Here is a 25,641-nt window from a genome sequence, read left to right as displayed (position 1 = left end):
TGCAATGGAATGGCGTTGATGAACAAGTGATCCCACCATGTGGCAAAACCTTGCCTCCGGCTCGATCGCCGTGGAACGCTCCTCACATCGCGCCGGACGACCACCGACTGGCGTGCCACCGCAACCCCGACCCGCAGGAAGGAGCGACGCCGTGACGATCCACCGGTGCCTCGCCTCCTGCGCGTGTCGTCGCTGACGCTCCCCTCACGCCGGACCGTCCGGCGTTCACCGCCTCGCTCAACCCCCCCGACGCCCTGGGCCCCGTGACTCGTGCGGCGGGCCCAGACCCGCAGCCCTCCGGCGCCCGCCGAAGCCCTCCGTAGAGGACCACACCCCGTGCCCAGCCGTTCCCCCAGTGCCCCCGACACCCTCTGGTTCACCCGCTGCCCGGTGCCCACCGCCACCGGGATCGCCGCTGACCAGGGGTGGCTCGCCCGCGAGTTCGCCGCCGACGGGATCGCCGTCCGCTCGCTCCAGGACGCCCCGCCGGAGGTGGCCGCCGACCACCACTACACCCACGCGCTCACCGGACTGTTCCGCGAGGGCGGCAACGTCCCCGCGCTGTGGGCCCGTTCGCGCGGCGAGCGGACCCGGCTGATCGGCCTCACCTGGATCGAGGAGCGCCAGGTGGTCCTGGTCCGGGCCGGCAGCGATATCACCGGTCCCGGCGAGCTGCGCGGGCTGCGGCTGGCGATCCCACATCATGACATCGGCATCGACTTCTGGCGGGCCATGGCCCTGGCCGGCTTCCGCGGCGCCCTCGGCCTCGCCGGGCTCACGCTGGACGACGCCGAACTCGTCGACGTCCCGGGCCTGCCCGGCGGCGGGCAGTGGGCCGCCGAGCTGGCCGCGCTGCGGGACGGCGTGGTGGACGCCGTGTACGTGAAGGGGGCGCTCGCCGTCGAGGCGGCCCGCCGGGTCGGGGCGGAGGTGGCCGTGGAACTGGACGCGGTGCCGGACCGCCGGGCCCGGGTCAACAACGGGACGCCCCGGCCGGTCACCGTCCACCAGCGGCTGTTGGACGAGCAGCCGGAGCTGGTCGCCCGCTTCCTCGCCGTACTGCTGGAGGCCGCCGACTGGGCCGCCGAGCGCCCGGCGGAGGTGGTCCGGATCCTGCAGGCCGAGACCGGTGCGGGCGCCGAGGGCGTGGCCGGGGCGTACGCACCGGGCAGCCACCGCACCCTGCATCTGGACCTCTCGGCGGAGCGCCTGGAGCTGCTGGCGCAGCAGGAACGTTTCCTTGGGGGGAGGGGATTCCTCGTCTCCCCGGTCGACGTCCGGGGCTGGGCCGACCCGGAACCGCTGCGCGCCGCCCACGAGCTGCTGCGCGAACGGCGCCGCGCCGCAGCGGGCGGCTGAGGGCGGGCCCGCTCACGGCGCCCGCCGGTCGCGGGCCGCCGACTGCTGGCCGCCGGCTGCCGGCCGCCGGCCGTTGGGCTGCCAACCGCCGGCCGACAGATCACGACTAACAGATTTCAGCAGACAGATTTCAGATAACAGATTTCGAAAGTTGTCAGTTGTCAGCTGCCCTTCGTTTGGAGACCCCGTGAAGACCCCCCGCCTCGCCCTCGCCGCCACCGCGCTGCTCGCCTCCACCGCACTGGCCGCCTGCGGCTCGTCCGCCGACGGGGCCAAGGCCGCCGACGGCGGGGCCGGTGGCAAGGCCGACGTGGTGCTCCGCCTGCCCGACCCCGGAAACAACGGATTCCTCGCCCGCGGCAAGAAGGACGGCTCGCTGGACAAGGCGCTGGCCGCCGTCCACGCCAAGGTCGCCTGGACCGGCAGCGCCGGCCCGTTCGCCCCGGCCGCGCAGGCCCTGTCCGCCGACCAGCTCGACATCGCCCAGGGCTCGATCACCTCGGCCGTCGCCGCGCTCGCCCAGAAGCCCGGCTTCAAGCTGTTCGCCCAGACCGCGCCCGACGGCGTCGGCGAAGGGATTCTGGTGAGGAACGACTCGCCCATCAAGTCCGTCCAGGACCTGGTCGGCCGCAAGGTCGCCGTCTCCCAGGGCGGTACCAGTGAGTACCTGCTGCTCAAGGCGCTGGAGAAGAACGGCGTCCCGACCGACAAGGTCGAACGGGTCTACCTGCGCGCCGACCAGACGGCCGGCGTCTTCAACTCCGGCCAGGTGGACGCCTGGGCGACCTGGAACACCTTCTCCACGCCCACCATCGCCAACGCCGGGGCGCACTTCCTGGTCAACGGCAAGGAGGTCGGCTCCGACAACTACGCCGTCTGGGCCGTCCGCAACGGTTTCGCCGACAAGCACCCCGAGGTGGTCAAGACCTTCTACACCTACCTGCGCGAGAACGGCCTCAAGGAGAAGGCCGACCCGGCCTCCTACCTCAATGTGTTTACCGACTCCGGCCCGACCGCCGTCACCCCCGCCGAGAAGGACATCGCGGTGAACGTCAGCGGGCAGGGCGCCGCCGCGGAGGCCATCTCCGACGCCGACACCGCCCGCTTCGGCACCGTCGCCCGGTTCTTCGCCGACCAGAAGGTCACCAAGCAACTCGTGGACGTCAAGCCGTACCTGATCGACATCAACCGGCTCGGGGACGGTGCCAAGTGACCACGGCCGCCCCCGAACGCACCACCGACGACACCCGAGCCGCCCTCGACGCCGGACTCGTCACCCCGTACACCCGGCGGCAGCGGCCTCGCCCGCGCGCCCTCGCCGTGATCCTGCGCACCCTGGGCCCGCTCGCCCTGCTCGGCGGTTGGGCGCTCGCCTCCGCCACCGGCGCGCTCACCCAGGACGTCCTCGCCTCACCCGCCCAGGTCGCCGAAGCCGTAGGCGAGTTGTGGGGCAACGGCCAGCTCACCGACGCGCTCGGGGTCTCCCTCACCCGGGCCGGCCTCGGCCTGCTCTTCGGCGCGACCACCGGCCTGGTGCTGGGCGTGGTCACCGGCTTCACCCGGCTCGGCGAGGAACTGCTCGACTCCGCGATCCAGGTGCTGCGCACCGTCCCGTTCCTGGCGCTGGTCCCGCTGTTCATGGTGTGGTTCGGCATCACCGAGACCGCGAAGGTCGCCCTGATCGGCGTCGCCACCAGCTTCCCGATGTACGTGTCCGCCTCCGGCGGCGTCCGCAACACCGACCGCAAGCTGGTCGAGGCGATGCGCAGCTTCGGGCTCGGCCGCTGGGCCATCGTGCGCACCGTCGTCCTGCCCGGCGCACTGCCCGCCCTGCTGTCCGGACTGCGCCTGTCGATGACGCTCAGCGTGATCGCCCTGATCGCCGCCGAGGAGATCAACTCCACGGAGGGTATCGGGTACTTGATGGCCCAGGCGCAGAACTACTCGCGCACCGACATCCTCGCCGTCTGCATCCTGATCTACGGGTTGCTCGGCCTCACCGCCGACGCGGTCGTCCGGTTCCTGGAACGCCTACTGATGCCGTGGCGCCAGGCCGTCCAGGGAGCAGCCCGATGAGCCCCACCTCCACCGCCTCCACCACCTCCACCACCTCCGCGTCCACGACCGCCGCCCCGGCCGTCCATCTGCGCGGCCTGCGCCGGGTGTTCGGCACCCGGGCCGTCCTCGACGGCGTCGATCTCTCCATCGCCCGGGGAGAGTTCGTCGCCCTACTGGGCGCCAGCGGCACCGGCAAGACCACCCTGCTGCGCATCCTCGGTGCGCTCGACCAGGCCGACGAGGGCACCGTGCTCGTCCCGCCGGTGCGCACGGTGGTCTTCCAGGAGCCCCGACTCGTCCCGTCCAAGCGGGTGTTGGCCAATGTCACGGTCGGCCTGCCGCGCGGCGCCGCCACCAGGGAGACCGGACTCAAGGCGCTCGCCGAGGTCGGCCTGGAGAAGCACGCCGATGCCTGGCCGGCCACCCTCTCGGGCGGCGAGGCGCAGCGCGTCGCCCTCGCCCGGGCCCTCGTCCGCGAACCCCAACTGCTGTTGCTCGACGAACCGTTCGCCGCACTGGACGCGCTCACCCGGTTGCGCATGCAGGACCTGGTCGGCGACCTCGTCCGCCGCCACCGTCCCGCCGTGCTGCTGGTCACCCACGACGTGGAGGAGGCCGTCCGGCTCGCCGACCGCGTCGCCGTGCTGCGCGACGGCCTGCTCGTCCGTGACGAACCGGTCGCGGTCGACCACCCCCGCGACCCTGCCGACCCGGCCTTCGCCGACCTGCGCCGCCGGCTGCTGGCCGACCTCGGCGTCCACTGATCCGCCGGCGGCCCACCGAACCGTCCCCGAGAACGTCCGCCCGCACCATCGGAGTTGAACAGATGACCGTGACCCTCGGCGTCCACGCCAGCAACCCTTCGCTCTACTACCTCGCCCGGCTGCCCTACCTGGACGAGGAGTTGGCCCAGCTCGGCGAGACCGGCGCCTTCCACCACTACACCGACGGCACCCGCACCGGTGCGCTGCTCGCCGACGGCACCATCGACTTCGGCGGGACCGGATCGACCCCGCCGGTCGCCGCCCAGGCCGCCGGCCACGACCTGGTGTACGCGGCGGTCTCCGCGCCCCGACCGGACCACGGCGCCCTGCTGGTGCTGGAGGGTGGCCCGGTCCGGGCGGTGGCGGACCTCAAGGGCGGCACCGTCGTGCTGGGCATCGGGTCCTGGCAGACCCATCTGCTCGCCAAGGCCCTGCACACGCAGGGGCTTTCGTATGCCGAGGACGTCACGCCGGTGCGCCCGGCGGCGGGTGAGGACCAGGCCCAGCGGCTGCGCGACGGCGAGATCGCGGGGTGGATCGCGCAGGGCGCCGAACTGGCCGCCGCCCGGCGGAGCGGGGGCTTTCGTGAGCTGATCCGCACCGGCGACGTCATCACCGACCGCTCGGTGTTCTTCACCCGCCGGGACTTCGCGACCGAGCGCCCCGAGGTGGTCGCCGCGATCGCCGCCGCGCTGCGTCGGGCGGACGCCTGGGTGGCCGCCCACCCGGCCGAGGCGGCCGCGATCGCGGCGGAGCAGCTGGGCGGCTCGGCCGTCGACTGGCAGACCGCGCTGGCCGCGTTGCCGTGGCAACTGGAGCCCGCCACCGCCGGGTTCATCGCCGAGCAGCAGGAGGCCGCGGACATCTTCCACGAGGTCGGCTTCATCGACCGGGCACTGACCGTCGCCGATGCCCATCTGCCCGTGTTGGAGGCCCCGGTGGCCGCCGCGCTCGCCAAGGCGGTCTGAACCATGGCCTCCGAAGTCCTCTGGTACATCATTCCGCGCGAGGGCCACTACCCGTGGGAGCCGGCCGGCCGCCGCCCGGTGGACCTCCGCTATCTGCAGCAACTGGCGGGCAGTGTGGAGCGGTTGGGATACACCGGCGCCCTGCTCGCGACCGACCTCTACGACGTGTGGACGCTCGGAAGCGCGCTCGCGGCCGCCACCACCCCGGCGTTCAAGCCGTTGCTGGCCGTCCACCCGGGGCTGGTCTCGCCCACCCTGCTGGCAAAGATGGCGCTCAGTTTCGATCACCTGCACGGCGGCCGGCTGCGGTTCAACGTGGTCAACGGCTCGACCGCGCAACTGCGCGAGTACGGACTGGACGTCGAGCATGACGACCGCTACCGGCTCAGCGCCGAGTACTGGTCGATCGTCAGGCGCCTGACGGCCGGCGAAGTCTTCGACCACAAGGGCGAGTTCTACGAGCTGAAGAACGCGGGCGCGAGCCTGCGGGAGCTGACGCCGGTCCAGCCCGGCGGCATCCCGCTCTGGTTCGGCGGCAGTTCGGCGGCCGGCATCGAGATGGCGGCCGAACACGTGGACGTCTACCTGACCTGGGGCGAGCCGCCGCACCTGCTCAAGGAGAAGCTGGACCTGGTCCGGGCGCGGGCCGCCGCCCACGGCCGGACCCTGCGGATCGGGCTGCGGCTGCACCTGATCGTCCGCGACACCGAGGACGAGGCCTGGGCGGCTGCCGACCGCCTGCTCGACGTCACCAGTGAGGCCACGTACGCCCGCCAACTGGGCGGCGCCAAGGGGGAGGACGGGGTCGGCTGGCAGCGGCAGTTCCGCCAGCACGGGGGCAAGGTGCCCGCACGGGCCCGGGAGCTGGAGGCCTACCCGAACCTCTGGCCGGGAATGAGCCTGTTCCGCCCCGGCCCCGGTACGGCGGTGGTCGGCTCGACGGCCCAGGTGGTGGAGCGGTTGCAGGAGTTCGAGTCGCTGGGCGTCGACACCTTCATCCTCTCCGGCAACCCTCTGCTGGAGGAAGCCCACCGGGTTGCAGAAACGGTTCTGCCCGCCCTGGGCATCCGCCGCTGAGGGCTGAGGGCTGAGGGCTGAGGGCTGAGGGCTGGCGCGTTGCCGTCGGCAACCGACAGATGTCAGCGAACGACTAACAGATGACAACTGACAGCTGACAGATAATGAAATCTGTCAGCTGTCAGTTGTTCACCGCCCCGTCCCGTCTCCTCCCCGCTCAGTGGCTGAGCCGGTCGATCTCCGCCAGTTCCTCCGCGGTCAGCGGACCGCCCGCGAGCGCGTCGATGTTCTGGTCCAGCTGGGCGACGCTGCTCGCCCCGATGATCACCGAGACCACCCGCGGGTCCCGCAGCACCCAGCACAGCGCGAGCTGGGCCAGCGTCTGCCCACGCCGCTCGGCGACCTTGTTGAGCGCCCGCAGCTGCTCCAGCTTCGGTCCGCTGAGCGCCTCCTCGGTCAGGAACCGCCCGACGGACATCCGCGAGCCGGCCGGCACCTCGCCCGACAGGTAGCGGTCCGTCAGCAGCCCTTGGGCGAGCGGCGAGTAGGCGATGAGGCTGGTCTGGGTCTCGCCCACCGCGTCCAGCACGCCCTCCTCCACGTACCGGTTGAGGATCGAGTACGCCGACTGGTTCAGCAGCACCGGCGTGCCCAGCTCGCGCAGGATCGCCACCGCCTCCCGGTGCTGCTCCGCCGGGTAGTTGGAGATCGCCGCGTACAGCGCCTTGCCCGAGCGCACCGCGCTGTCCAGCGCGCCCATCGTCTCCTCGAGCGGGGTGTCCGGGTCGTAGCGGTGGGAGTAGAAGACGTCGACGTAGTCCAGCCCCATCCGGCCCAGCGACTGGTCCAGGCTGGCCAGCAGGTACTTGCGGCTGCCGCCGTTGCCGTACGGGCCGGGCCACATGTCCCAGCCGGCCTTGCTGGCGATGAACAGCTCGTCGCGGTACGGGCGGAAGTCCTGGGCGAACAGGTAGCCGAAGTTGCGCTCGGCGCTGCCGTACGGCGGGCCGTAGTTGTTCGCGAGGTCGAAGTGGGTGATCCCCCGGTCGAAGGCGCGGCGCAGCACCGCCCGCTGGACCTCCAGCGGTTGGGCGTCACCGAAGTTGTGCCAGAGGCCGAGCGAGACGGCCGGCAGCTGAACGCCGCTGCGGCCGGCCTTGCGGTAGGTCATCGAGGCATAGCGGTCATCCGCGGCGAGGTAGCTCATGCCGGACATCTTGCCAGCCGTCGCGGATGGATCAAGCCCTTGCCCCGATTCTGACCGGTGCTTATGCTCGCGGAGGATCGTACGCGTGCGAGGCGAAGGGGGGAGTCGCGATGACCGTCCAGGCTGTGACGCCAACCCCAACCGCGACCGCGGCCGCGGCCGTGTTCGCGGCCGCAGCCGCGACCGCCACCGCCCGCTGTTGTCGTCGCCGCCGCCGCACCTCGCGCTGACGCCGCCCCAGAGCCGCTCCGCCGCGATCCCCTCCCGGTGCCGCCCGCGTGAGCACAGCCCGTACCGGGGCGTTCCGCGCGGGCCGCCGTCCCTCCTCGGCAGCCGTGCCCGCGCCTCGGGCCAGGGCGCCGTGCCGAGGCCCCATCGAGCGCCCCCAAGGAGCCCACCGTGCGGTTCACCGTCTCGTCCCTCGTCGCCAACGGGCCCGATCCCGTGACCGGCGTCCAACGCACCCCGCAGGAGAAGCTGCGGAACGTCATCGACCAGGCGGTCGTGGCCGAACAACTCGGCTACGACGGTTACGGCGTGGGGGAGCGGCACGGTGAACCGTTCCTCTCTCCGGCGCCGCCGGTGCTGCTCAGCGCGATAGCGGCCCGCACCTCCACCATCCGGCTGTTCACCACGGTGACGGTGCTGAGCATCCTGGATCCGGTCCGGGTCGCCGAGGACTACGCGATGCTCGACCAGCTCTCCGGCGGCAGGGTCGAGTTGATCATCGGCAAGGGCAACGACCCGCGCCACTTCGACCTGTTCGGCCTGCCCGAGGAGCGCCAGTGGGACGCGCTCGCCGAGAACTACGGCCTGCTGCGCCGGCTCTGGCGCGAGGAGAGGGTGACTTGGGAGGGCGCGACTCGCCCGCCGCTCAAGGACGCGGCCGTCTCGCCGCGCCCGTTGCAGGACCCGATCCCGGTGTGGCACGGCAGCGCGACCAGCACCCAGTCCACCGACCTGGCGGCCCGCTACGGCGACCCGCTCTTCTCCGCCAACTCCTTCCATCCACTGGCCAAGTACCGGTCCCTGGTGGAGCACTACCGCGAGCGCTGGGCGCACTACGGGCGCGATCCGAGGGACGCCCGGGTGGGCGCGAGCTTCGGCGGGCTGTACGTCGCGAAGCGCTCGCAGGACGCGGTCGAGGGCTTCCGTCCGTACTGGGACGCGATGTTCAGCTCGGCGGCCGGCCGGCACAACAAGTCGCCGTTCACCTCGCTGGAGGACGCGTTGGAGCACGGTTCGGCCCTGGTCGGGAGCCCGCAGCAGGTGATCGAGAAGATCCACCGCTATCACGAGGCCTTCGGCAACGAGGTGGTCGGGATCGGAGTCGACGCCTTGACGGAGGGGGCGCAGCGGGAGCAGTTGGAGCTGTTCGCGGCCGAGGTCGCCCCGGTGGTCAGGCGCGAGCTTCCGTGAGCGCCCGCCCGACGTGACGCGCGCCACCGGCCGCGGTGGAGTGCCGCAGGGCGGGGCGGGGGAGACGAGCGGGCGAGGGCCGTGGCCGCCGGGGGGCGGCGCACGGCCCTCGGTCGTCTCCCGGCGCGGATCCGCCCGCCCGACCGGCGGCCGTGGTCGAACCGGGGAAACCCCTGAACCCCTGGCCTTCTGTACCTACTGGTATGTACAGTGATCCACATGACCACCCAGGACCGCCTCATCGAGAGCACCCAGGTACTCCTCTGGGAGCGCGGCTACGTCGGCACCAGTCCCAAGGCCATCCAGCAGCACGCCGGTGTCGGCCAGGGCAGCATGTACCACCACTTCACCGGCAAACCCGACCTCGCCGCCGCCGCCCTGCGCCGCAGCGCCGAACAGATGCGGGGAATCGCCGCGGCCGACCTGTCCGCCCCCGGCAGCGCGTACGACCGCATCGCCGCCTACCTGCACCGCGACCGCGACGTGCTGCGCGGCTGCCGGATCGGCCGGATGGCCCAGGACCCGGACGTCATCGCCGACCCCGAACTGCGCGCCCCCGTCGAGGAGACCTTCGACTGGCTGCGCACCCGGATCGCCGAGCTGGTGGCCGAGGGCCAGGCCGCCGGCGAACTCGTCCCCGGCGTCGACCCGGTCGACACCGCCGCCGCCGTGGTCGCCGTCGTCCAGGGCGGCTACGTCCTGGCCCGGGCGGCCGGCCGTGCCGAGCCCTTCGAGCGAGCCGTGCGCGGCGCCCTCGGCCTGCTCGCCGCCCAGCGCACGGCCTGACCCGCGCCGCACACGGCTGAGTGGCCGAATGGCCGAATGGCCGCGCGGCCGAGGGCCGAGTGGCCCCACGCGACGATCAGACCGAGGAGACCCACCGTGCACGCCATGCAGTACGAGATCACCCTCCCCGCCGACTACGACATGGGGATCATCCGCAAGCGCGTCGCCGACAAGGGCCATCTGCTCGACGCGTACCCGGGGCTCGGGCTCAAGGCGTACCTGGTCCGTGAGCGCGGTCGCGACGGGTCGCCCGTCAACCAGTACGCGCCGTTCTACCTCTGGCGCACTGCCGAGGGCATGAACAGCTTCCTCTGGGGCCCGGGCTTCCGCGGCCTGAGCGCCGACTTCGGCCGCCCGGCCGTCCGGCACTGGCTCGGCGCCGGTCTGACCCACGGCGCCGCGCCGGACGCTCCGGCGAACGCGAATGCGAACGCGACGGCGACCGCGAATGCGACGGCGAATGCGACGGCGACCGCGAATGCGACGGCGACCGCGAATGCGACGGGTACCGCGAACGCGACCACGGCCACTCGTCACACCGTCCGGCTCCCCGAGTCCGTCGATCCCGCCGAGGCGGTCGAGCAGGCCCTCGCCGAGTTCCCCGTGCACCCCGCCCTGCACACCGCCGCCGTCGCGGTGGACCCGAGCCGCTGGGAGCTGGTCCGCTTCGCCCTCTGGCGCGGCCCGGCCCCGGACGAGGCACCGGGCATCCGCTACCAGGTGCTGCACCTGTCCCGTCCCGAACTCGACCGGCTGCCCAGCGGCCGACACTGGTGAAAGGTTTCGCCGCTCCCATGACCGCTTCCGCGAGCGCCCCCGTCACTCCCGTCACCCCCGCGACCGCCCCCGCCGGCCCGGCCCCCGCCCCGATCACACCGGCCGACCTGACCCCCGCGCCGCTGGACCGCGGGGCCGGCTACGCCCTCCTCGCCGATCTCGCCGGACCGGTCGCCGCCGCGACCCTCGGCGGCCTGGACAGCCTCGCGCCCGGCTTCCCCGACTGGATCGTCACCAGCCTCTTCGGCGGCACCTACCAGCGCCCCGGCCTCGCCCTGCGCGATCGGCAGGTGGCCAACCTGGCCGCGCTCACCGCCCTCGGCGGCGTGGAGCCGCAACTCGCCGACCACGTCCGCAACAGTCTGCGGATCGGCATGACCAGGGAGGAGATCACCGAGGTCATCGTCCACCTCGCCCCCTACGTCGGCGTGCCCAAGGCCCTGGCCGGCTTGCGTGTCGCCACCTCCACCTTCACCGAGGCGCCCCCGACCGCTGCACACCCGGCCGCCGCAGCCCCGACCGCTGCACACCCGGCCGCCGCAGCCCCGGCCGCCGCAGACCCGACCAAGGCATCCCCGGCCGCCGCAGACCCGGTCCAGGCGTCGCCGACCGAGGCGGACCGGGCATGACCCCCACCATCCGCACCGTCCTCGGCGACCTCGACCCCGCCGAACTCGGCGTCACCGACTCCCACGACCACCTCTTCATCCGCAGCCCGCTGCTCCCCGGCGAGGAACTGGACGACCCGACCGCCGCCGAGGGTGCTCTGCGCGCCTTTGCGGCGGCCGGCGGACGGTCGTTCGTCCAGTGGACCCCGTACGGCATGGGCCGTCGCGCGGGCTCCCTCGCCGAGCTCTCCCGTGCGACGGGAGTCCACGTCGTCGCTGCCACCGGCCTGCACCAGGCGGCCCACTACGACCCGGACGCCCTCCCCGCCCTGTACGACGGGCTCGCCGAACGCTTCACCGCCGACCTCACCACCGGACTGACGATCGAACCGGCCACTGAACCGGCCACTGAACCGGCCACCGGACCGGCCACCGGACCGCTCGCAGACCCCGCAGACCCCGCAGCCCCCGAGACCGTCCGGGCGGGCCTGATCAAGGTCGCCTGCGACGCCGGGACCACCACGGCACACACCCGCCGGGTGATGGCCGCGGCCGCCGACGCGCATCATGCCACCGGTGCCCCGATCGCCGTTCACCTCGAACCCCGCGCCCACCCGCACGTCGTACTGAACTGGCTGCACGCTCGACACGGCGTCCCACCCGACCGGATCGTCCTCGGCCACCTCACCCGGCTGCCCGATGTGCGGGTGCACCACGAACTCGCCGCAGAAGGCGTCTACTTCGCGCTGGACAGCCCATCCCGGGCCGGCCACCCGGCCGACCACCAGGCCTTCGACGTCATCGCCGACCTCGTCGAGGCCGGCCACGCCTCCCGACTCCTCCTCGGCGCCGACACCACCACCCGCACCGCCCGCCGGGCCGATGGCCCGACCCGGCTGCTCACCGACCTCGCCCCACGGCTCGCCCGCACCTTCGGCCCCGAACTGCCCGGTCTCCTCCTCACTGCCAACCCGGCCGCCGCCTTCGCGACCGACTGGCGCAGGCCCTGAACCAGCCCCACCCCCACCCTGACCTCGCCCCCGGTCGCAGGCCGACCGCGGGCCTCCGGCGAAGGCTCGTCGCCCACGCCCTACCGTGACGGTCATGGTGACCCTGCGCATCCTCACGACCGACGACTGGCCGCTCTGGCGCGACCTACGCCTCGCCGCCCTCTCCGATGCGCCGCACGCCTTCAAGGCCCGCCTCGCGGACTGGCACCACGGGGGCGAGGAGCGGTGGCGCGCCCGGCTGCACCGTCCGGGCGCCCACCACGTCGCGGCGCTGCTGGACGGTCCGGACGGTCCGGACGCCATCCCCGTCGGCCTGGCGGACGGCGTCCCCGGAGCCGACGGCGTACGGGAGTTGCGCTCGGTGTGGGTCGGACCGCGGGCGCGCGGCAGGGGCGTCGCCGACCGCCTGCTGGAGGAGGTCGAGCGCTGGGCCCGAGCATCCGGCGGCAGCACGCTGCGCCTCGCGGTGATCCCCGGCAACGAGTCCGCGATCGCGCTCTACCGCCGGCACGGTTTCACCGCACTCGCCGAGCCGGGTGCGCCGCTCGTCGACGGGGTCACTCGGGAGCTCGTGATGGCGAAGCCGCTGCGCTGACGGTGGCGGCTGACGGCCGTCCGTCCGCGACGCGACAGCGGGGCCCGCGCCACCGGGGGAGTGGCGCGGGCCCCGCTGTCGTGCTGCCGTCCGGCGGGTCACATGTGGGTGCCGCCGTCGATGCGGAGCTCGGTGCCGGTGACGAACGCGCCGTCGTCGGAGGCCAGCATCGCGATCACGCCGGCCACCGTCTCCGGGCCCGCGAAGCCCTGGCCGAGGGCCGGGGCGAGCTTGGCGAGCAGGCTGAGGTCGGCGTCGGCGGGCAGGCCCGGGTTGTGGGTCATGCCGCTGTCGATGCTGCCCGGCGCGACGCAGACCGCGCGCAGGCCCTGCTTCGAGTACTCCGAGGCGATGGCGTGGGTGAAGGACTGGATGCCGCCCTTGGTCGCGGCGTACGCGGCCATGTAGGGGTGGGCGAAGCTCGCCGAGGTGGAGCTGAAGTTGACCACCACGCCCCTGCCGCCCGCGAGCAGCGCGGGGAGCGCCTCGCGGGTCATCAGGAAGGTGCCGGTCAGGTTGACCGCGAGGAGCTTGTTCCAGAACTCCAGGCTGGTCTCGTGGGTGTGCGAGGAGCGGAGGATGCCGGCCGCGTTGACCAGGACGTCCAGCCCGCCGAGGTCCGCGATCGCGGCCGCGACGCCGGTGACGACGGCTGCTTCGTCCGAGATGTCCAGGACCTGGATGGCCAGGCGGTCCGCGCTGCCGTCGGCGGTCGCGCGGTCCAGGGTCTCCTTCAGACCGTCCTCGTTGACGTCGACGGCGACGACCTTCCCGCCCTCGGCGAGGATCCGGTGCACGGTCGCCTGGCCGATGCCAGAGCCGCCGCCGGTGATCAGGACGTTCCGTCCGCTGAAGCGCTCCATGGTGGTACTCCGTTCGTTCGTGGTCGCTTGACCTCAGGAGGCACGGTACGCCTAAGTGGCATAACGTGCCAATAAGTCATCTGGGTGCCACCTCGGCGTGCCGCGCCACAGTGGCACCGGCCCGCGTACGCTGGCCCTGTGACCGGACGCCCCACCCTGAACCAGCGCCGCCGCGACGCCACCCGGCTGGACATCGCCCGCACCGCCGCCGCGCTCTTCGCCGAGCGCGGGGCCGAGGCGACCACCGCCGAGGAGATCGCCCTCGCGGCGGGCATCTCGCTGCGCACCTTCTACCGGTACTTCTCCGTCAAGGAGGACGCCGTCGCCCCGCTACTGGCGGCCGGTGGGCGCCGCTGGGTCGACCAGCTCGCCGAGGCCCCGGCCGACCTGCCGGTGAGCGAGGCGCTGGAGCGCTCGGCGGTCGCCTCGCTGACCCCGCCCGACGGCGAGGCGGTCGAAGCGATGGAGTGGACCCGAAGCCTGCTGCGCGACCCACGCCTCGACGGCACGTGGCAGCGCGTCCACGCCGACTCCGAGGAGCGGCTGCGGACGGTCCTCGCGGCGCGCTGTCCGGGCGGCACCGACCCGCTGGAGATCCGGCTGGCCGCCGCCGCGGCGACCGCCGCGATCCGGGTCGCGCTTGAGGAGTGGGCCGCCTCGGACGCCCCCGCCGCCGGCCCGGGCTCCCCGCGGGAGCTCGGCGCGCGCTGCATGCGCGAACTCACGGCCGGGCTGCGGCTCTACGGTCGGGAGGGCTGAGCCCCGCCCGGCCGCGAACAAGTAACGGGTAACAGATGACAGCTGACAGATTTCGTTATCTGTTATCTGTTATCTGTTATCTGTCGGCTGTCATCTGTCACCCGTTCCCGCTTCCCGGCCCCGTTAGGGTGGGTGATCGCGCGCCCCGGTGGGGGAACCGGGGTGATCACCTCGGATGTCCTGGACGGAGGGGGCGGGGAGTTCGAGGCGTGGGAGCAAGTAGGACATGGGTCTGACGAGCCACAAGGTATTGGCGCTGACCGTATTGATCGCCGTCGTGATGACGGCCGGCACGGTCTGGCTGTGGCCAAGACTCGCCAAGCAGACCTGGCAGGCAGTGCTCGGCCGGATCGGCGCGCTGCTCGCCACCCAGCTCGCGGTGCTCGCCGCGCTCGGCCTGGTGGCGAACAACTACTTCGCCTTCTACAGCAGTTGGGACGACCTGCTGGGCATCGGTGACACCGGCCCAGTGGTGATCCACAACAAGGCGGACGCGTCCGGTCGACTGCTCGTGGAGACGATCGGCCACGCCTCCGTCAAGGGCGGCGGCGCGATGGGCCGCGAGCCCAGCCAGTCCGGCGAGATCCGCAAGGTGCGGATCGACGGCGCGGCCAGCCGGCTGTCCACCGAGGGGTACGTCTACCTGCCGCCGCAGTACTTCCAGCCGGAGTACGCGCAGAGGCAGTTCCCGGCGGTGATCGTCAGCACCGGCTTCCCCGGGATCGCCGAGAACCTGATCACCCGGTTCAACTACCCGGGCGCAGCACTCAAGTTGCTCCAGGACGGCAAGATGCAGCCGACGGTCATGGTCCTGATGCGCCCCTCGCCGGCCCTGCCGCAGGACACCGAGTGCGAGGACATCCCGGGCGGCGCGCAGTCCGACACGTACTTCACCAAGGACGTCCCCTCAGCGATCCAGGCGAGCTTCCGGGTTTCGTCCGACCCGCAGGCCTGGGCCTTCATGGGCAACTCGACCGGCGGCTACTGCGCCCTCAAGTTGGCCATGCGCCACCCGGACGTCTTCCCGACCGCCGTCGCGCTCTCCGCCTACTACGACGCCGCCGACGACCCGACCACGGGTGACCTGTTCGGCGGCAGCAAGCAGCGCCGCGACGAGGCCAACCTGATGTGGCGGTTGAAGAACCTGCCGCAGCCCAAGGTGTCCGTGCTGCTGGCCGGCACCAAGAAGGGCGACGGCGACTACCGGCACGACACCGAGGCCTTCGTCGACGCGGCGCAGTCCCCGATGAAGGTCTCCTACAGCATGCTGGAGAACGGCGGTCACAACTTCGAGACCTGGAGCGCGCTGCTGCCGTCCTCGCTGGAGTGGCTGTCCCAGCACCTCAAGGTCCCGAACCAGGCCGCCTGAGCAGGTCGCTTGGGCGGACCGCCCGCTGAGGCCGCCCGAGTAAGCGGCCCGAGCGGGCGGCCTGAGCAAGCGGCCCGGGCAAGCGGCCCGGGCAGGCCGGCGGACAGCGCCCGGGGCGCGGGAGCGGCGAGGCTCAGGCCACCCGCTCCAGCGTCCCGGTGTGGAGCTCTCCGACCCGGCCGCCCTCGCCCTCGTACGTCCAGAAGGCGCGCACCGTCAGCCGGCCGAGGTCCATCACGTGGCTGACGGTGATCCCGCTCTCCTCCGTCCAGCTGATGAAGTAGATCTCCGGCGCCACCTCGGCGACGTGCAGCCGCACGTCCTCCCACTGGCCCGCCGACTCGCCGAGGCCCTCCCAGCGCAGCCGCCTGCCGTCGGCCGAGTACGTGTTGCGGAAGGCCGCGCCGTTGTCGGCCCGGAAGAGGTAGGTGCGGCCGGCGAAGGCGGGCAGGGGCGCGGTCATGGTGGGGCGGTACCTCGTTCCTGTGGAGCCGTGCACGGCGGTCTTGTGCACTGCGGAAGATGTCGGAGCTCCAATTTATCCGACTCGGTGAGCCGGGTGGGCGCATCCGTGGGCGGTGCGCCACGGCACCGGCCGCCACCGCGCAGGCCTGTGGGGTGTGCGACCGGCACCTGGGCGCCCGCCGACGGCCGGTCCTACCGTCCACCCCCATGAGACGCACCCCCACCGCCGTCAGACGCACCCCCACCGCGTTGTCCGCCCTCCTGCTCGCCCTCGGCGCCCTCGGCCCCTCGGCACCCTCGGCGTTCCCGGCCTCTCGGCGCCCCCCGCCCCTCGGCGCCCTTGATCCCTTCGAGGCCGCCGATCCGTCCCAACTGATCCACCACGCAGCGTCGTTGATCGACACCACTGTGAGCTGTGCGACAACCGGCCCGACCAGGTTGTCCGTTCACGGACGGTCTGCCTAGCCTGCAACCGTCGTCCGCCCTCGCGGACCCCCGCCGCCGGGACGCCGAGTCCTGTCCACCCGCCGGCCGGCAACCGAGCACCACAGCGGACGGGAGCGGGGGAACCAAGGTCAGCGCCCGGCCCGTACGCTCCCGCGTGCGGGCCGTGGCTAGGGGTGAAGCCGCTCCCACAAGCGGCCGGGCTTACCTCAGCCCGAATCCGACAGCTCACCTCGCAGGCGTCGCAGAGGACACTTCCATGCATCAGCCTGCCCGGCGCCGCGCGCCGCGCCACGCCCGTCCCTCCCACCGGGGCCGCAACGCCGCCCTCGCCGCCACCGGAGCACTCGCGATCACCGGCGCCGGACTGTTCGGCCTGCCGGCCGTCTCCGGCGCCCAGGCCGCCACCGCGCCGACCGTCACCCAGGACCGGCTCGCCCCGGCGACCATGGTCGCCAACAAGGCCACCACCGCCTCGCTGACCCTCCACTCCTCGGCCTGCTTCACCGCGAAGACCGTCGGCGTGGGCGTCCGCAACGCGGCCGGTGCGAACCTCGACTTCCCCGGCAACGCCTCCAACGTGCAGATCTGCCCGAGCGGCCTGTCCTTCACCAGCGGCGCGCGTGCTCTGCCGGCCGGGACGTACACCCAGTTCGGCTTCTGGCAGGACCTCGGCGGGGCTTGGCACAACCTGCCCTCGCAGCAACTGGTGGTCTCCAACACCCCGACCCCGACCCCGACCCCGACCCCGGCCCCGACGCCGACGCCGACCGCGACCCCCACCACGACTCCGGCACCGAAGCCGACCCCCACCGCCACTCCCACCCCGACGGCGACCGCCACTCCCGCCCCGAAGCCGACCCCGACGAGCAGCCCGAGCGCCACGGCCAGCCCGTCGCCGAGCACCCCCGCCTCCCCGGTCGCCGGCAAGTCGCTGACCTGGTCCGACGAGTTCAACAGCCCGATCAGCTGGGGCTCGCGCTGGGTCGGCGACAAGAGCACCGCGTACAAGTACGGCAACCACAACCCGGACGACAACAAGCTCGACCTGCTGAACAAGAACAACGTCAGCGTCGCGAACGGGGTCGCCACCTTCACCGCCGCGCCCGGCACCACCACGCTGGAGAACGGCAAGCAGGCCTGGAACACCGGCTTCCTGACCACCGAGGGCTCCAGCGAGGGTTTCCAGGTCAAGACCGGCGACTACGCCGAGACCCGGGTCAAGCTGCCGTCCGGCTCCGGGGCCTGGCCCGCCTTCTGGACCTGGAAGAACGGCAACGGGGAGGTCGACTCCTTCGAGTACCACCCCGACAACCCGAACCTGCTGGAGCTGACCAACCACGTCAACCCCGGCGACCCCAAGTACTACACCGACGCGAGCGCCATCGCGAAGGACCAGTGGGTGACCATCGGCACCTACTACGGCGCCACCTCGGTGGACTGGTACGTCAACGGCGTCAAGGTGTTCTCGGACGGCAAGGGCGTCGGCGCCAACTGGTCGGCGTACCTGATCCTCAACCTGTCGGTCGGCGCGGGGAAGTACCACCCGGCGCCGCAGGGCACCGCCCCGATCACCTTCGCCGCCGACTACGTCCGCGTGTACCGGTAGAGCCTCTTCGGGCCTTCCGGGTCAGAAACCGGCAGCCGTCTCGACCACCGTGGTGGCGAACGGCTGCCGGTTGTTCCCCTCGTCCGGGTCGTCCACGTCGCGCACCGCGACCGAGCCTCCGGTGAGCGTGCCGATCCGCAGGTCCGGGGCCAGGCGCACCGGCACCAGCGCGGTCGCGCTGCGCAGCGGGGGCAGTCCGGGCGGGAAGGCGCAGCGCACCTGGCGGCCGTTGTGCCGCACCTCGCACTCCGCCGGGAAGTACGGGCCCTCCGGGGAGACCCCGGGCGGCAGCGTCACCAGCACGGTGAACGGTGTGGTGGTGGTGTCGGGGCCGCGGTTGGCGATGAAGGCGTGGACGGTGGTGGTGCCGCCCGGCGGCGCCGGGTCCGGGTCGAGCCGGATCACCTCCAGATCGGAGCGGGACGCCGTGGGGGCCGCCGCCACCTCCACCGCCGGCCGGGGATCGGGCCGCCGCAGCGCCCAGGACGGGCCGGCGGCCAGCGTCGCCACCGCGCAGCCCGCTGCCACGGCCGCGAGGAAGCCGGCCCCGCCGAACCCCGGGCGCGCCGTGTCCCCGCACGCCGCATCCCCGCGCACCCAGCCCCCGGGCCGCTGATTCCCGCGCCCCTGATCCCAGGGCCGCTGATCCCCGAGCCCCTGATTCCCGAGCCCCTGATCCCCGCGCCCAGAACAGCCGCGCCCCGCATCCCTGCGCTCCATCGCCGCTCACCCGTGCCCTTGTTGTCCCGGCCGCCCGTGCCGTCGCGGGCCGCGTCCGCACCAGGGTGGCGGAGCCTCCGCCGGGGGTCCGGTGCAACCCGCCCGGCGTCCGCCCGAACGGGGGAACGCCCGCACGGGAAGTCGACCGGATCGACTTCCCGTTCGAGGAGCGTGCGCTGACGGTGTGTCAGGGGGCGAGGACCTGCCCCAGTCGGTTCGCGATGTGGTGCATCACCGGCACCAGCGAGGACGCGCCGGTCTGCTCCTCCAGGGCCCGGATTCGGGCCTCCGGGCCGGACACCGACAGGGCGGTGGGCGTCGGCGCGCCCGGTACGGCGAGCGCGATGCAGCGGACGCCGATCTCCTGCTCCTGGTCGTCGACCACGTAGCCGCGCTCGCGTGCCTCGGCGAGCTGGTGCAGCAGTTCCTGCGGGTCGGTGACGGTGTACTCGGTGTGCGCGGGCAGCGGGTTGGGGCCGAGGATGGCGCGCGCCTCGTCCTCGGGGAGCTGGGCGAGCAGCGCCTTGCCGACGCCGGTGCAGTGCGGCTGCACCCGTCGGCCGACCTCGGTGAACATCCGCATCGAGCGCCGCGACTGCACCTGCCCGACGTACACCACCTCGCCGCCCTCCAGCACCGCCATGTTGGCGGTCTCGCCGGTGGCCTCCATGAGTTCGGCCAGGTAGGGGCGGGCCCAGCTGCCGAGCAGCCGGCCGGCCGTCTCGCCGAGGCGGATCAGCCGGGGGCCGAGGGTGTAGCGACGTGTGGTGTCCTGGCGCACATAGCCCTGCTGGACGAGGGTACGAACCAGGCGGTGGATGGTCGGCATCGGCAGGCCGGAGCTGGTGGAGAGCTCGCTGAGCGTGGCCACGCCGCCGGAGTCGGCCAGCGCCTCCAGGAGCTGGAAGGCGCGCTCGACGGACTGCACGCCGCCGGTCGCACGGTCCGTGCTCGTCGTCGATGCTGTGTCGGGGGTCGCAACCACCGGCGTTCCCTTCGCTGTCGGGGAGGAGTAGAGTCCCGGCGATCACATCAACAAACCGTTGAAATTCTGTATCGCGGAAACTAGTCTCCACCTTACAGAATCGAACTCGCCGAGGTGGGTTCCGATCAAGGAAGTTCCCGCCGGAGCTCCCTCCGCCAGGCTCAACCGCATAGGAGTGTCCTGCCCATGGCTACAGATCAGGGACCCGTCGGCGCCTCCCCCGCCGCTCCGGTCGTCACTGTCGCCGGTCCGCGCGTCCACCGGGCGGAGGAGGTGCTCACTCCGGAGGCGGTCGCCTTCGTCGTCGGCCTCCATCGCGCTTTCGAAGGGCGCCGACAGGAGCTCCTGGTCAGGCGGAAGGCCCGCCGGGCGGAGATCGCCCGGGCCGGCACGCTGGACTTCCTCCCCGACACCGCCGACGTCCGGGCCGGCGACTGGAAGGTCGCCGAGGCGCCGCGCGCCCTCCAGGACCGCCGGGTCGAGATCACCGGCCCCACCGACCGCAAGATGGTCATCAACGCCCTCAACTCCGGTGCGCGGATCTGGCTCGCCGACTTCGAGGACGCCACCTCCCCGACCTGGGAGAACGTGGTCAGCGGCCAGATCAACCTGATCGACGCCTTCGAGGGCCGGATCGACTTCACCACCCCCGCCGGAAAGGCGTACGCCCTCAAGCCCGCCGCCGAACTCGCCACCGTGGTGGTCCGCCCGCGCGGCTGGCACCTGGACGAGAACCACCTGCTCGTCGACGGCGCCCCGGTCGCCGGAGCCTTCCTCGACTTCGGTCTGTACTTCTTCCACAACGCCGCCCGGCTGCTCGCCAAGGGCGCCGAGGACCCCAACTCCGGCCCGTACTTCTACCTGCCGAAGACCGAGAGCCACCTCGAAGCCCGGCTCTGGAACGACGTGTTCACCCACGCCCAGGCCGCGCTCGGCATCCCGCACGGCACCGTCCGCGCCACCGTGCTGATCGAGACCATCACCGCCGCGTTCGAGATGGACGAGATCCTCTACGAGCTGCGCGACCACGCGGCCGGCCTCAACGCCGGGCGCTGGGACTACCTGTTCTCGATCGTCAAGAACTTCCGCGACGCCGGCGAGCACTACATCCTGCCGGACCGCAACACCGTCACCATGGCCTCGCCGTTCATGGCCGCCTACACCCGCCTGCTGGTGCAGACCTGCCACAGGCGCGGCGCCCACGCGATCGGCGGCATGGCCGCGTTCATCCCCAGCCGCAGGGACCCGGAGGTCAACGCCGCCGCCCTGGAGAAGGTCAAGGCGGACAAGGATCGCGAGGCCGGCAACGGCTTCGACGGCTCCTGGGTCGCCCACCCGGACCTGGTGCCGGTCGCCCGCGCCTCCTTCGACGCGGTGCTCGGCGAGCGCCCCAACCAGAAGGACAACCCCGGGCCGTCCGAGCCGGTCACCGCGGCCCAGTTGCTCGACGTCGCCGGCGCCGGCGGCACCTGCACCCGTGCCGGACTGCACAACGCCGTCCAGGTCGGCATCCGCTACATCGAGGCCTGGCTGCGCGGCCTCGGCGCGGTCGGCATCTTCAACATGATGGAGGACGCCGCCACCGCCGAGATCTCCCGCTCGCAGATCTGGCAGTGGATCCACAACGGCGTCGTCCTGTCCGACACCGGTGAGAAGGCCACCGCCGACCTCGTCCGCGCCCTGGTCGCCGCGGAGTTGGCCGAACTCCTGGCCGAGCTGGGCGAGGACGTGTACGCCGGCGGCCGTTGGCGCGAGGCCGCCCAGCTCTTCGAACAGGTCGCCCTGGCCGAGGAGTTCGCGGACTTCCTGACCCTCCCCGCGCTTCCCCTGCTGGGCTGAGCCCCCAATCCATCCGCCGGCGCCACCGCTGCCGCCTGCCAGGCTGTAGCAGTCCCGCCGGCCCATTACTCCGTTCCGTACGGCGACGATTCCACCCGTCCTCTCGTCGCCGTGCGGAACGGCCTTTTCCCGGTACCCGGTAAGGAGTTCAACCGTGCCCCGCATCTTCTTCAACGGTCAGGCCATGGTCGGCGGACCGTTCCACGCCAAGGTCGCCGACTCGCTGATCGGCCCGGCCCGGACCGCCCCCGGCTACCGCTTCTTCTCGATCGACGACGTCTGCCCGGGCCTGCTCGCCGATCCGGCGGTCGACACCGTGATCGAGGGCGAGCTCTACGACATCACCCTGGAGCACCTGCGCGACGTCATCCTCCCCGGCGAGCCGCGCGAGCTGGAGCTCGGCGTCATCAAGCTCGACGACGGCTCCGCCTGCCTGTCGATGCTGCTCGCCCGTGGCGAGGTGGAGCGGGGGGTGCACCGCGAGATCACCCACCACGGCGGCTGGCGCGCGTACCTCGGCTCGCTCGGGCGTACCGCCTGAGACCGGACGCGTAGCGGCGGACGGATAACAGCAGACGGATCACAGCGAACAGATAACAGATGACAACTTTCGTCATCTGTTATCTGTTCGCTGTGATCTGTTACTTGTCACTTGTCATCCGTCCCCCGGAGTCCGTCCCCCGGAGTCCGTCCCCCGGAACCCGTTCCCCCGAGCCCGAGCCCCCACCCCACCCCCGGGCACGCCGCAGCCCCGGACCCTCGCCGTGGGTCCGGGGCTGCGGTCCGCGTGCCGGCCGGGAAGGCCGGGTTGCGGAGTCCGGGTCACGCGCCGTCCCTGGGCGGCCCGGAGTTCAGGGGTGGAAGGGTGAACAGGCGGAGCGGGGCGTCAGACCGGCCGGGCGGCGAGCTCCTTGGCGGCGCGGGCGCAGGCGCGGGCGATCCGGTCCTCGTTGACGGTGGTCAGCTGGCCCTGCTCGACGACGGCGTTGCCGTTGACGAACAGCGCGGCCAGCGGCGGCAGGGCGCCGAAGGTGAGGGCGGCGACCGGGTCGGCGATGGAGGAGTGCATGACGCCGTCGATCTTCCACAGCGCGAGGTCGGCGAGCTTGCCGACCTCGATCGAGCCGATCTCGTTCTGGCGGCCGAGCACCCGGGCACCGCCCATGGTGCCCAGCCGCAGCGCCTGGCGGCCGGTGAGGGCGGTCGGGGATCCGTGCAGCCGGTTGATCAGCAGGGCATTGCGCAGCTCGGTGCCGAGTTCGCCGGACTCGTTGGAGGCGGTGCCGTCGACGCCGAGACCGACCGGGACGCCGGCCTTGAGCATGTCGGGGACGCGGGCGATCCCGGCGGCCAGCCGGGCGTTGGAGGACGGGCAGTGGGCCACGCCGGTGCCGGTCTCGGCGAACTTGGCGATGTCGGAGTCGTTCATGTGGACGCAGTGCGCCATCCAGACGTCCTCGCCGAGCCAGCCGACGGACTCGAAGTAGTCGGTCGGGCCCATTCCGAACAGTTCCTTGCAGAACTGTTCCTCCTCGGCGGTCTCCGAGCCGTGGGTGTGCAGCCGGACGCCCTTGCGGCGGGCGAGTTCGGCGGACTGGCGGAGCAGGTCGGTGGAGACCGAGAACGGCGAGCAGGGCGCGATGGCGACGTGCAGCATCGAGCCGAAGGAGGAGTCGTGGTACGTGTCCACCGCGGCCTCGGAGGCGGTGAGGATGTCGTCGAGCTCCTCGACCGCGTGGTCCGGCGGGAGGCCGCCGTCCTTCTTGCTGCGGTCCATGGAGCCGCGCAGCGCGGTGAACCGCAGGCCGAGTTCCCGGACGGCCTCGATGGAGGCGCCGAGGACATCGCCGCCGTCCTGGGGGAAGACGTAGTGGTGGTCGGAGGCGGTGGTGCAGCCGGACTTGAGCAGGGCTGCGGCGGAGCCCTGGCTGGCGGCGTGGACGAGCTTCTCGTCGATCCGGGCCCAGGTCGGGTAGAGGGCGACGAGCCAGTCGAAGAGGATGTCGTCCTGGGCGAGGCCGCGGGTGATCCACTGGTAGAAGTGGTGGTGGGTGTTGACCAGGCCGGGGGTGACCAGGTGGCCCTCGCCGTTGATCCGGCGCACCACGTTGTCCAGCCACTGCGGGGCGGGTCCGTCGCCGACCGACTCGATCGTGTTGCCGAGGATGACCACGTGTCCGCGGGCGTACTCGGTGTCGTCGGTGTCGACGGTGGCGATCGCGACGTTCTCGATGACGATCCGCTGGTCGGCGGGTGGGGGCTGGACTGCCATGGTGTCACTCCTATGGGGGAGGGCCGGGAGGAGCGTGCGCCGCACGGCACGCACCCCTCCCGGGCCGGTCAGGACGGTGTCGCCGTCGGCACCGTCGCGCCGGAGGTCCGGCCGGATCTGGTCCGGCGGGCGGCTCCGACGTGGTGGAAGAGCAGGTTGAGCAGGACGGCCATCACGCAGCCGACCGAGATCCCGGAGTGCATCAGGGTCCGGACGGCCTCCGGGAAGGAGTCGTAGAAGGTCGGCACCGCGATGGGGACGATGCCGACGCCGAGCGACACGGACACCAGGAGGGTGTTCGAGCTGGACTCCATGCCGGCCTCCGCGAGGGTGCGGATGCCGCTCGCCGCGACGGTGCCGAAGAGCACGATCCCGGCGCCGCCCAGGACGGGCTGCGGTACCAGGGAGACGACCGACCCGAGCACGGGGAAGAGCCCGAGCAGGATCAGGATGCCGCCGCCGGCCGCGACCACGAAGCGACTGCGGATCTTCGTCAGCGCCACCAGCCCGATGTTCTGGGCGAAGGCGCTGGCGGCGAAGCCGTTGAAGACGGGGCTGAGCGCGGTGGCCAGTCCGTCGGCCCGCAGGCCGGCGGCGAGCGTGGGTTCGTCGGCCTCGCGCTCGACGATCTTGCCCAGGGCGAGCATGTCGGCGGTGGACTCGGTCATGGCGACCACCATGACGATGCACATCGAGACGATCGCGGCGACGTCGAAGAGGGGCGCGCCGAAGTGGAACGGGGAGGGGAGCGCGAAGACCTTCGCGTCCTTGACCGCGCCGAAGTCGGCCAGGCCCAGCGGGAGGGCGATCAGGGTGCCGAACGCCAAGCCGATGAGCAACGAGAGCTGCTGCCAGAAGCCGCGCAGCAGCCGGTTGCAGAGCACCACCGCGACGAGGGTGATCGCGGCGAGCCCGACGGCCCGCATGGAGCCGTATCCGGGGGCGCCCGGCGAGCCGCCGCGCGCCCAGTTGACCGCCACCGGGAGCAGGGACACCCCGATGAGGGTGATCACGGTGCCCTGGACGACCGGGGGGAAGAACCGGATGAGCTTGCAGAAGTACGGTGCCGCGAGGAAGCACAGGATCCCCGCGACGATCACCGCTCCGAAGATCACCGGGAGGGCGTCCTTCGGTCCCCCCGTTCTGTCGATGGAGCCCTTGGCTATGGCGATCATGGGCGCGACTCCCGCGAAGGAGACGCCGTTGACGAACGGCAGTCGCGCGCCGATCTTCCAGATGCCGAGGGTCTGGAGCAGGGTGGCCAGTCCGGCGGTGAACAGGCTGGCCGATATGAGCAGGGCGAGTTCGGCGGGGGAGAGCCCGACGCCGGCGCCGACGATGAGCGGGGGTGCGACGACTCCCGCGTACATCGCGGCGACGTGCTGGAGTCCGGTGGAGAAGAGCTTCACCGGGGGCAGCAACTCGTCCACGGGGTGGGTCCCGGGCCCGGACGGCTCACCGGGGAGGTGGGCCGACGCGCCGTCCGGGCCGGGGGTTCTTGCCGGGGTGGAACCGCCGTCGTTACTGCTGGTGTTGCTGGGTGCCATGTCGAGCCCCTCTTGTGCCCGTGACTCCCGGCGCGCCCGCGGCGCTGGAGGTGCCCCGAGGGCGGGACGGCGGTGCAGGAGTCCCTCGGGACGCTTCTCCAGTGCCCCGGGCCGGCCGCCGCGGGGCGGGCACGAACTCCGGTGGGTGGGGGTGGAGAAATTGGTGGAACGGGTGATGCTGGTGGGGCGGATGGTGCGGGT

Annotated in this window: 24 protein-coding genes and 1 riboswitch; of the genes, 17 read left to right on the top strand and 7 right to left on the bottom strand. The window is 72.3% G+C overall.

Features of this window, described 5'->3' with window-relative positions; translation table 11 throughout:
* Positions 1–336 precede the first annotated feature (336 nt).
* The 6 genes from ACIPLC_RS14590 to ACIPLC_RS14565 all read left to right on the top strand — a co-directional run bounded on the left by ACIPLC_RS14590 (position 337) and on the right by ACIPLC_RS14565 (position 6,226).
* Complete coding sequence (locus tag ACIPLC_RS14590; RefSeq protein ID WP_400473314.1) at positions 337–1,359, top strand: ABC transporter substrate-binding protein; 1,023 nt, start codon at positions 337–339, stop codon at positions 1,357–1,359.
* A 187-nt stretch (positions 1,360–1,546) separates the two neighbouring features.
* Positions 1,547–2,572, top strand: a complete 1,026-nt coding sequence (locus tag ACIPLC_RS14585; RefSeq protein WP_400473313.1) for an NrtA/SsuA/CpmA family ABC transporter substrate-binding protein — start codon at positions 1,547–1,549, stop codon at positions 2,570–2,572.
* Entirely contained in the window at positions 2,569–3,435 is an 867-nt protein-coding gene (locus ACIPLC_RS14580) for an ABC transporter permease (protein WP_400473312.1), read from the top strand. The genes ACIPLC_RS14585 and ACIPLC_RS14580 overlap by 4 nt, the downstream gene beginning before the upstream one ends.
* Positions 3,432–4,181, top strand: a complete 750-nt coding sequence (locus tag ACIPLC_RS14575; protein ID WP_400473311.1) for an ABC transporter ATP-binding protein — start codon at positions 3,432–3,434, stop codon at positions 4,179–4,181. Before ACIPLC_RS14580 ends, ACIPLC_RS14575 begins: the two co-directional genes overlap by 4 nt.
* Before the next feature lie 62 nt (positions 4,182–4,243).
* Entirely contained in the window at positions 4,244–5,149 is a 906-nt protein-coding gene (locus ACIPLC_RS14570) for an ABC transporter substrate-binding protein (protein ID WP_400473310.1), read from the top strand.
* Positions 5,150–5,152: 3 nt separating this feature from the next.
* Positions 5,153–6,226 carry an LLM class flavin-dependent oxidoreductase gene (locus ACIPLC_RS14565; protein ID WP_400473309.1) on the top strand — a complete coding sequence of 358 codons (1,074 nt, stop codon included), beginning with the start codon at positions 5,153–5,155 and terminating at the stop codon, positions 6,224–6,226.
* 157 nt (positions 6,227–6,383) lie between these two features.
* Here the strand turns inward: ACIPLC_RS14565 and ACIPLC_RS14560 are convergent, their stop codons facing one another.
* Complete coding sequence (locus ACIPLC_RS14560) at positions 6,384–7,373, bottom strand: aldo/keto reductase (RefSeq protein ID WP_400473308.1); 990 nt, start codon at positions 7,371–7,373, stop codon at positions 6,384–6,386.
* Between the two features lie 399 nt (positions 7,374–7,772).
* Between ACIPLC_RS14560 and ACIPLC_RS14555 the strand changes: the two genes are divergently transcribed.
* The 6 genes from ACIPLC_RS14555 (at position 7,773) to ACIPLC_RS14530 (ending at position 12,568) form a co-directional block, all read left to right on the top strand.
* A complete protein-coding gene (locus ACIPLC_RS14555) occupies positions 7,773–8,792 on the top strand; it encodes an LLM class flavin-dependent oxidoreductase (RefSeq protein WP_400473307.1) in 1,020 nt (339 codons plus the stop codon).
* Positions 8,793–9,011: 219 nt separating this feature from the next.
* Positions 9,012–9,578: a TetR/AcrR family transcriptional regulator gene (locus ACIPLC_RS14550; protein ID WP_400473306.1), complete on the top strand. Its 567-nt coding sequence runs from the start codon at positions 9,012–9,014 to the stop codon at positions 9,576–9,578.
* Between the two features lie 96 nt (positions 9,579–9,674).
* Entirely contained in the window at positions 9,675–10,355 is a 681-nt protein-coding gene (locus tag ACIPLC_RS14545; RefSeq protein WP_400473305.1) for a DUF4865 family protein, read from the top strand.
* A gap of 17 nt (positions 10,356–10,372) precedes the next feature.
* Positions 10,373–10,984, top strand: coding sequence for a carboxymuconolactone decarboxylase family protein (locus ACIPLC_RS14540; RefSeq protein ID WP_400473304.1), 612 nt, complete (start codon positions 10,373–10,375; stop codon positions 10,982–10,984).
* On the top strand, positions 10,981–11,973 hold the full coding sequence (locus tag ACIPLC_RS14535) for a phosphotriesterase (RefSeq protein ID WP_400473303.1): 993 nt from the start codon (positions 10,981–10,983) through the stop codon (positions 11,971–11,973). Before ACIPLC_RS14540 ends, ACIPLC_RS14535 begins: the two co-directional genes overlap by 4 nt.
* A 94-nt stretch (positions 11,974–12,067) precedes the next feature.
* Entirely contained in the window at positions 12,068–12,568 is a 501-nt protein-coding gene (locus ACIPLC_RS14530) for a GNAT family N-acetyltransferase (protein WP_400473302.1), read from the top strand.
* 98 nt (positions 12,569–12,666) lie between these two features.
* Here ACIPLC_RS14530 and ACIPLC_RS14525 read toward each other — a convergent pair whose 3' ends face one another.
* Entirely contained in the window at positions 12,667–13,431 is a 765-nt protein-coding gene (locus ACIPLC_RS14525) for an SDR family NAD(P)-dependent oxidoreductase (protein WP_400473301.1), read from the bottom strand.
* Between the two features lie 138 nt (positions 13,432–13,569).
* Here ACIPLC_RS14525 and ACIPLC_RS14520 point away from each other — a divergent pair, with 138 nt between their 5' ends.
* Positions 13,570–14,190 carry a TetR family transcriptional regulator gene (locus ACIPLC_RS14520; protein WP_400473300.1) on the top strand — a complete coding sequence of 207 codons (621 nt, stop codon included), beginning with the start codon at positions 13,570–13,572 and terminating at the stop codon, positions 14,188–14,190.
* A gap of 226 nt (positions 14,191–14,416) precedes the next feature.
* Positions 14,417–15,559, top strand: coding sequence for an alpha/beta hydrolase (locus ACIPLC_RS14515; RefSeq protein WP_400473299.1), 1,143 nt, complete (start codon positions 14,417–14,419; stop codon positions 15,557–15,559).
* 133 nt (positions 15,560–15,692) lie between these two features.
* Here ACIPLC_RS14515 and ACIPLC_RS14510 read toward each other — a convergent pair whose 3' ends face one another.
* Entirely contained in the window at positions 15,693–16,022 is a 330-nt protein-coding gene (locus ACIPLC_RS14510) for a MoaF-related domain-containing protein (protein WP_063349998.1), read from the bottom strand.
* A 535-nt stretch (positions 16,023–16,557) separates the two neighbouring features.
* Positions 16,558–16,725: riboswitch (cyclic di-AMP (ydaO/yuaA leader) on the top strand.
* A gap of 2 nt (positions 16,726–16,727) precedes the next feature.
* Here ACIPLC_RS14510 and ACIPLC_RS14505 point away from each other — a divergent pair.
* Positions 16,728–18,077, top strand: a complete 1,350-nt coding sequence (locus ACIPLC_RS14505; RefSeq protein ID WP_400473298.1) for a hypothetical protein — start codon at positions 16,728–16,730, stop codon at positions 18,075–18,077.
* Positions 18,078–18,098: 21 nt separating this feature from the next.
* Here ACIPLC_RS14505 and ACIPLC_RS14500 read toward each other — a convergent pair whose 3' ends face one another.
* Positions 18,099–18,605 carry a hypothetical protein gene (locus ACIPLC_RS14500; protein WP_400473297.1) on the bottom strand — a complete coding sequence of 169 codons (507 nt, stop codon included), beginning with the start codon at positions 18,603–18,605 and terminating at the stop codon, positions 18,099–18,101.
* A 379-nt stretch (positions 18,606–18,984) separates the two neighbouring features.
* The gene (locus tag ACIPLC_RS14495) at positions 18,985–19,782 is read right to left on the bottom strand and encodes an IclR family transcriptional regulator (RefSeq protein ID WP_400473296.1); all 798 of its coding nucleotides are present in this window, start codon (positions 19,780–19,782) and stop codon (positions 18,985–18,987) included.
* A gap of 186 nt (positions 19,783–19,968) precedes the next feature.
* On the opposite strand from ACIPLC_RS14495, the gene aceB reads away from it, so the two are divergent.
* Both aceB and ACIPLC_RS14485 read left to right on the top strand, forming a co-directional pair.
* On the top strand, positions 19,969–21,621 hold the full coding sequence (gene aceB / locus ACIPLC_RS14490) for a malate synthase A (protein WP_400473295.1): 1,653 nt from the start codon (positions 19,969–19,971) through the stop codon (positions 21,619–21,621).
* Positions 21,622–21,775: 154 nt separating this feature from the next.
* On the top strand, positions 21,776–22,162 hold the full coding sequence (locus ACIPLC_RS14485) for a gamma-glutamylcyclotransferase (RefSeq protein WP_400473294.1): 387 nt from the start codon (positions 21,776–21,778) through the stop codon (positions 22,160–22,162).
* 345 nt (positions 22,163–22,507) lie between these two features.
* Here ACIPLC_RS14485 and ACIPLC_RS14480 read toward each other — a convergent pair whose 3' ends face one another.
* Together ACIPLC_RS14480 and ACIPLC_RS14475 are read right to left on the bottom strand one after the other, a co-directional pair.
* Complete coding sequence (locus ACIPLC_RS14480) at positions 22,508–23,893, bottom strand: 8-oxoguanine deaminase (protein WP_400473293.1); 1,386 nt, start codon at positions 23,891–23,893, stop codon at positions 22,508–22,510.
* A gap of 68 nt (positions 23,894–23,961) precedes the next feature.
* Complete coding sequence (locus ACIPLC_RS14475; RefSeq protein WP_400473292.1) at positions 23,962–25,440, bottom strand: nucleobase:cation symporter-2 family protein; 1,479 nt, start codon at positions 25,438–25,440, stop codon at positions 23,962–23,964.
* Positions 25,441–25,641 lie beyond the last annotated feature (201 nt).

Source organism: Kitasatospora sp. NPDC086801 (assembly GCF_044745805.1).
Lineage (GTDB): Bacteria > Actinomycetota > Actinomycetes > Streptomycetales > Streptomycetaceae > Kitasatospora.
The sequence above is the reverse complement of the archived record's forward strand: the minus strand, read 5'-3'. Positions and strand labels throughout refer to the sequence as shown.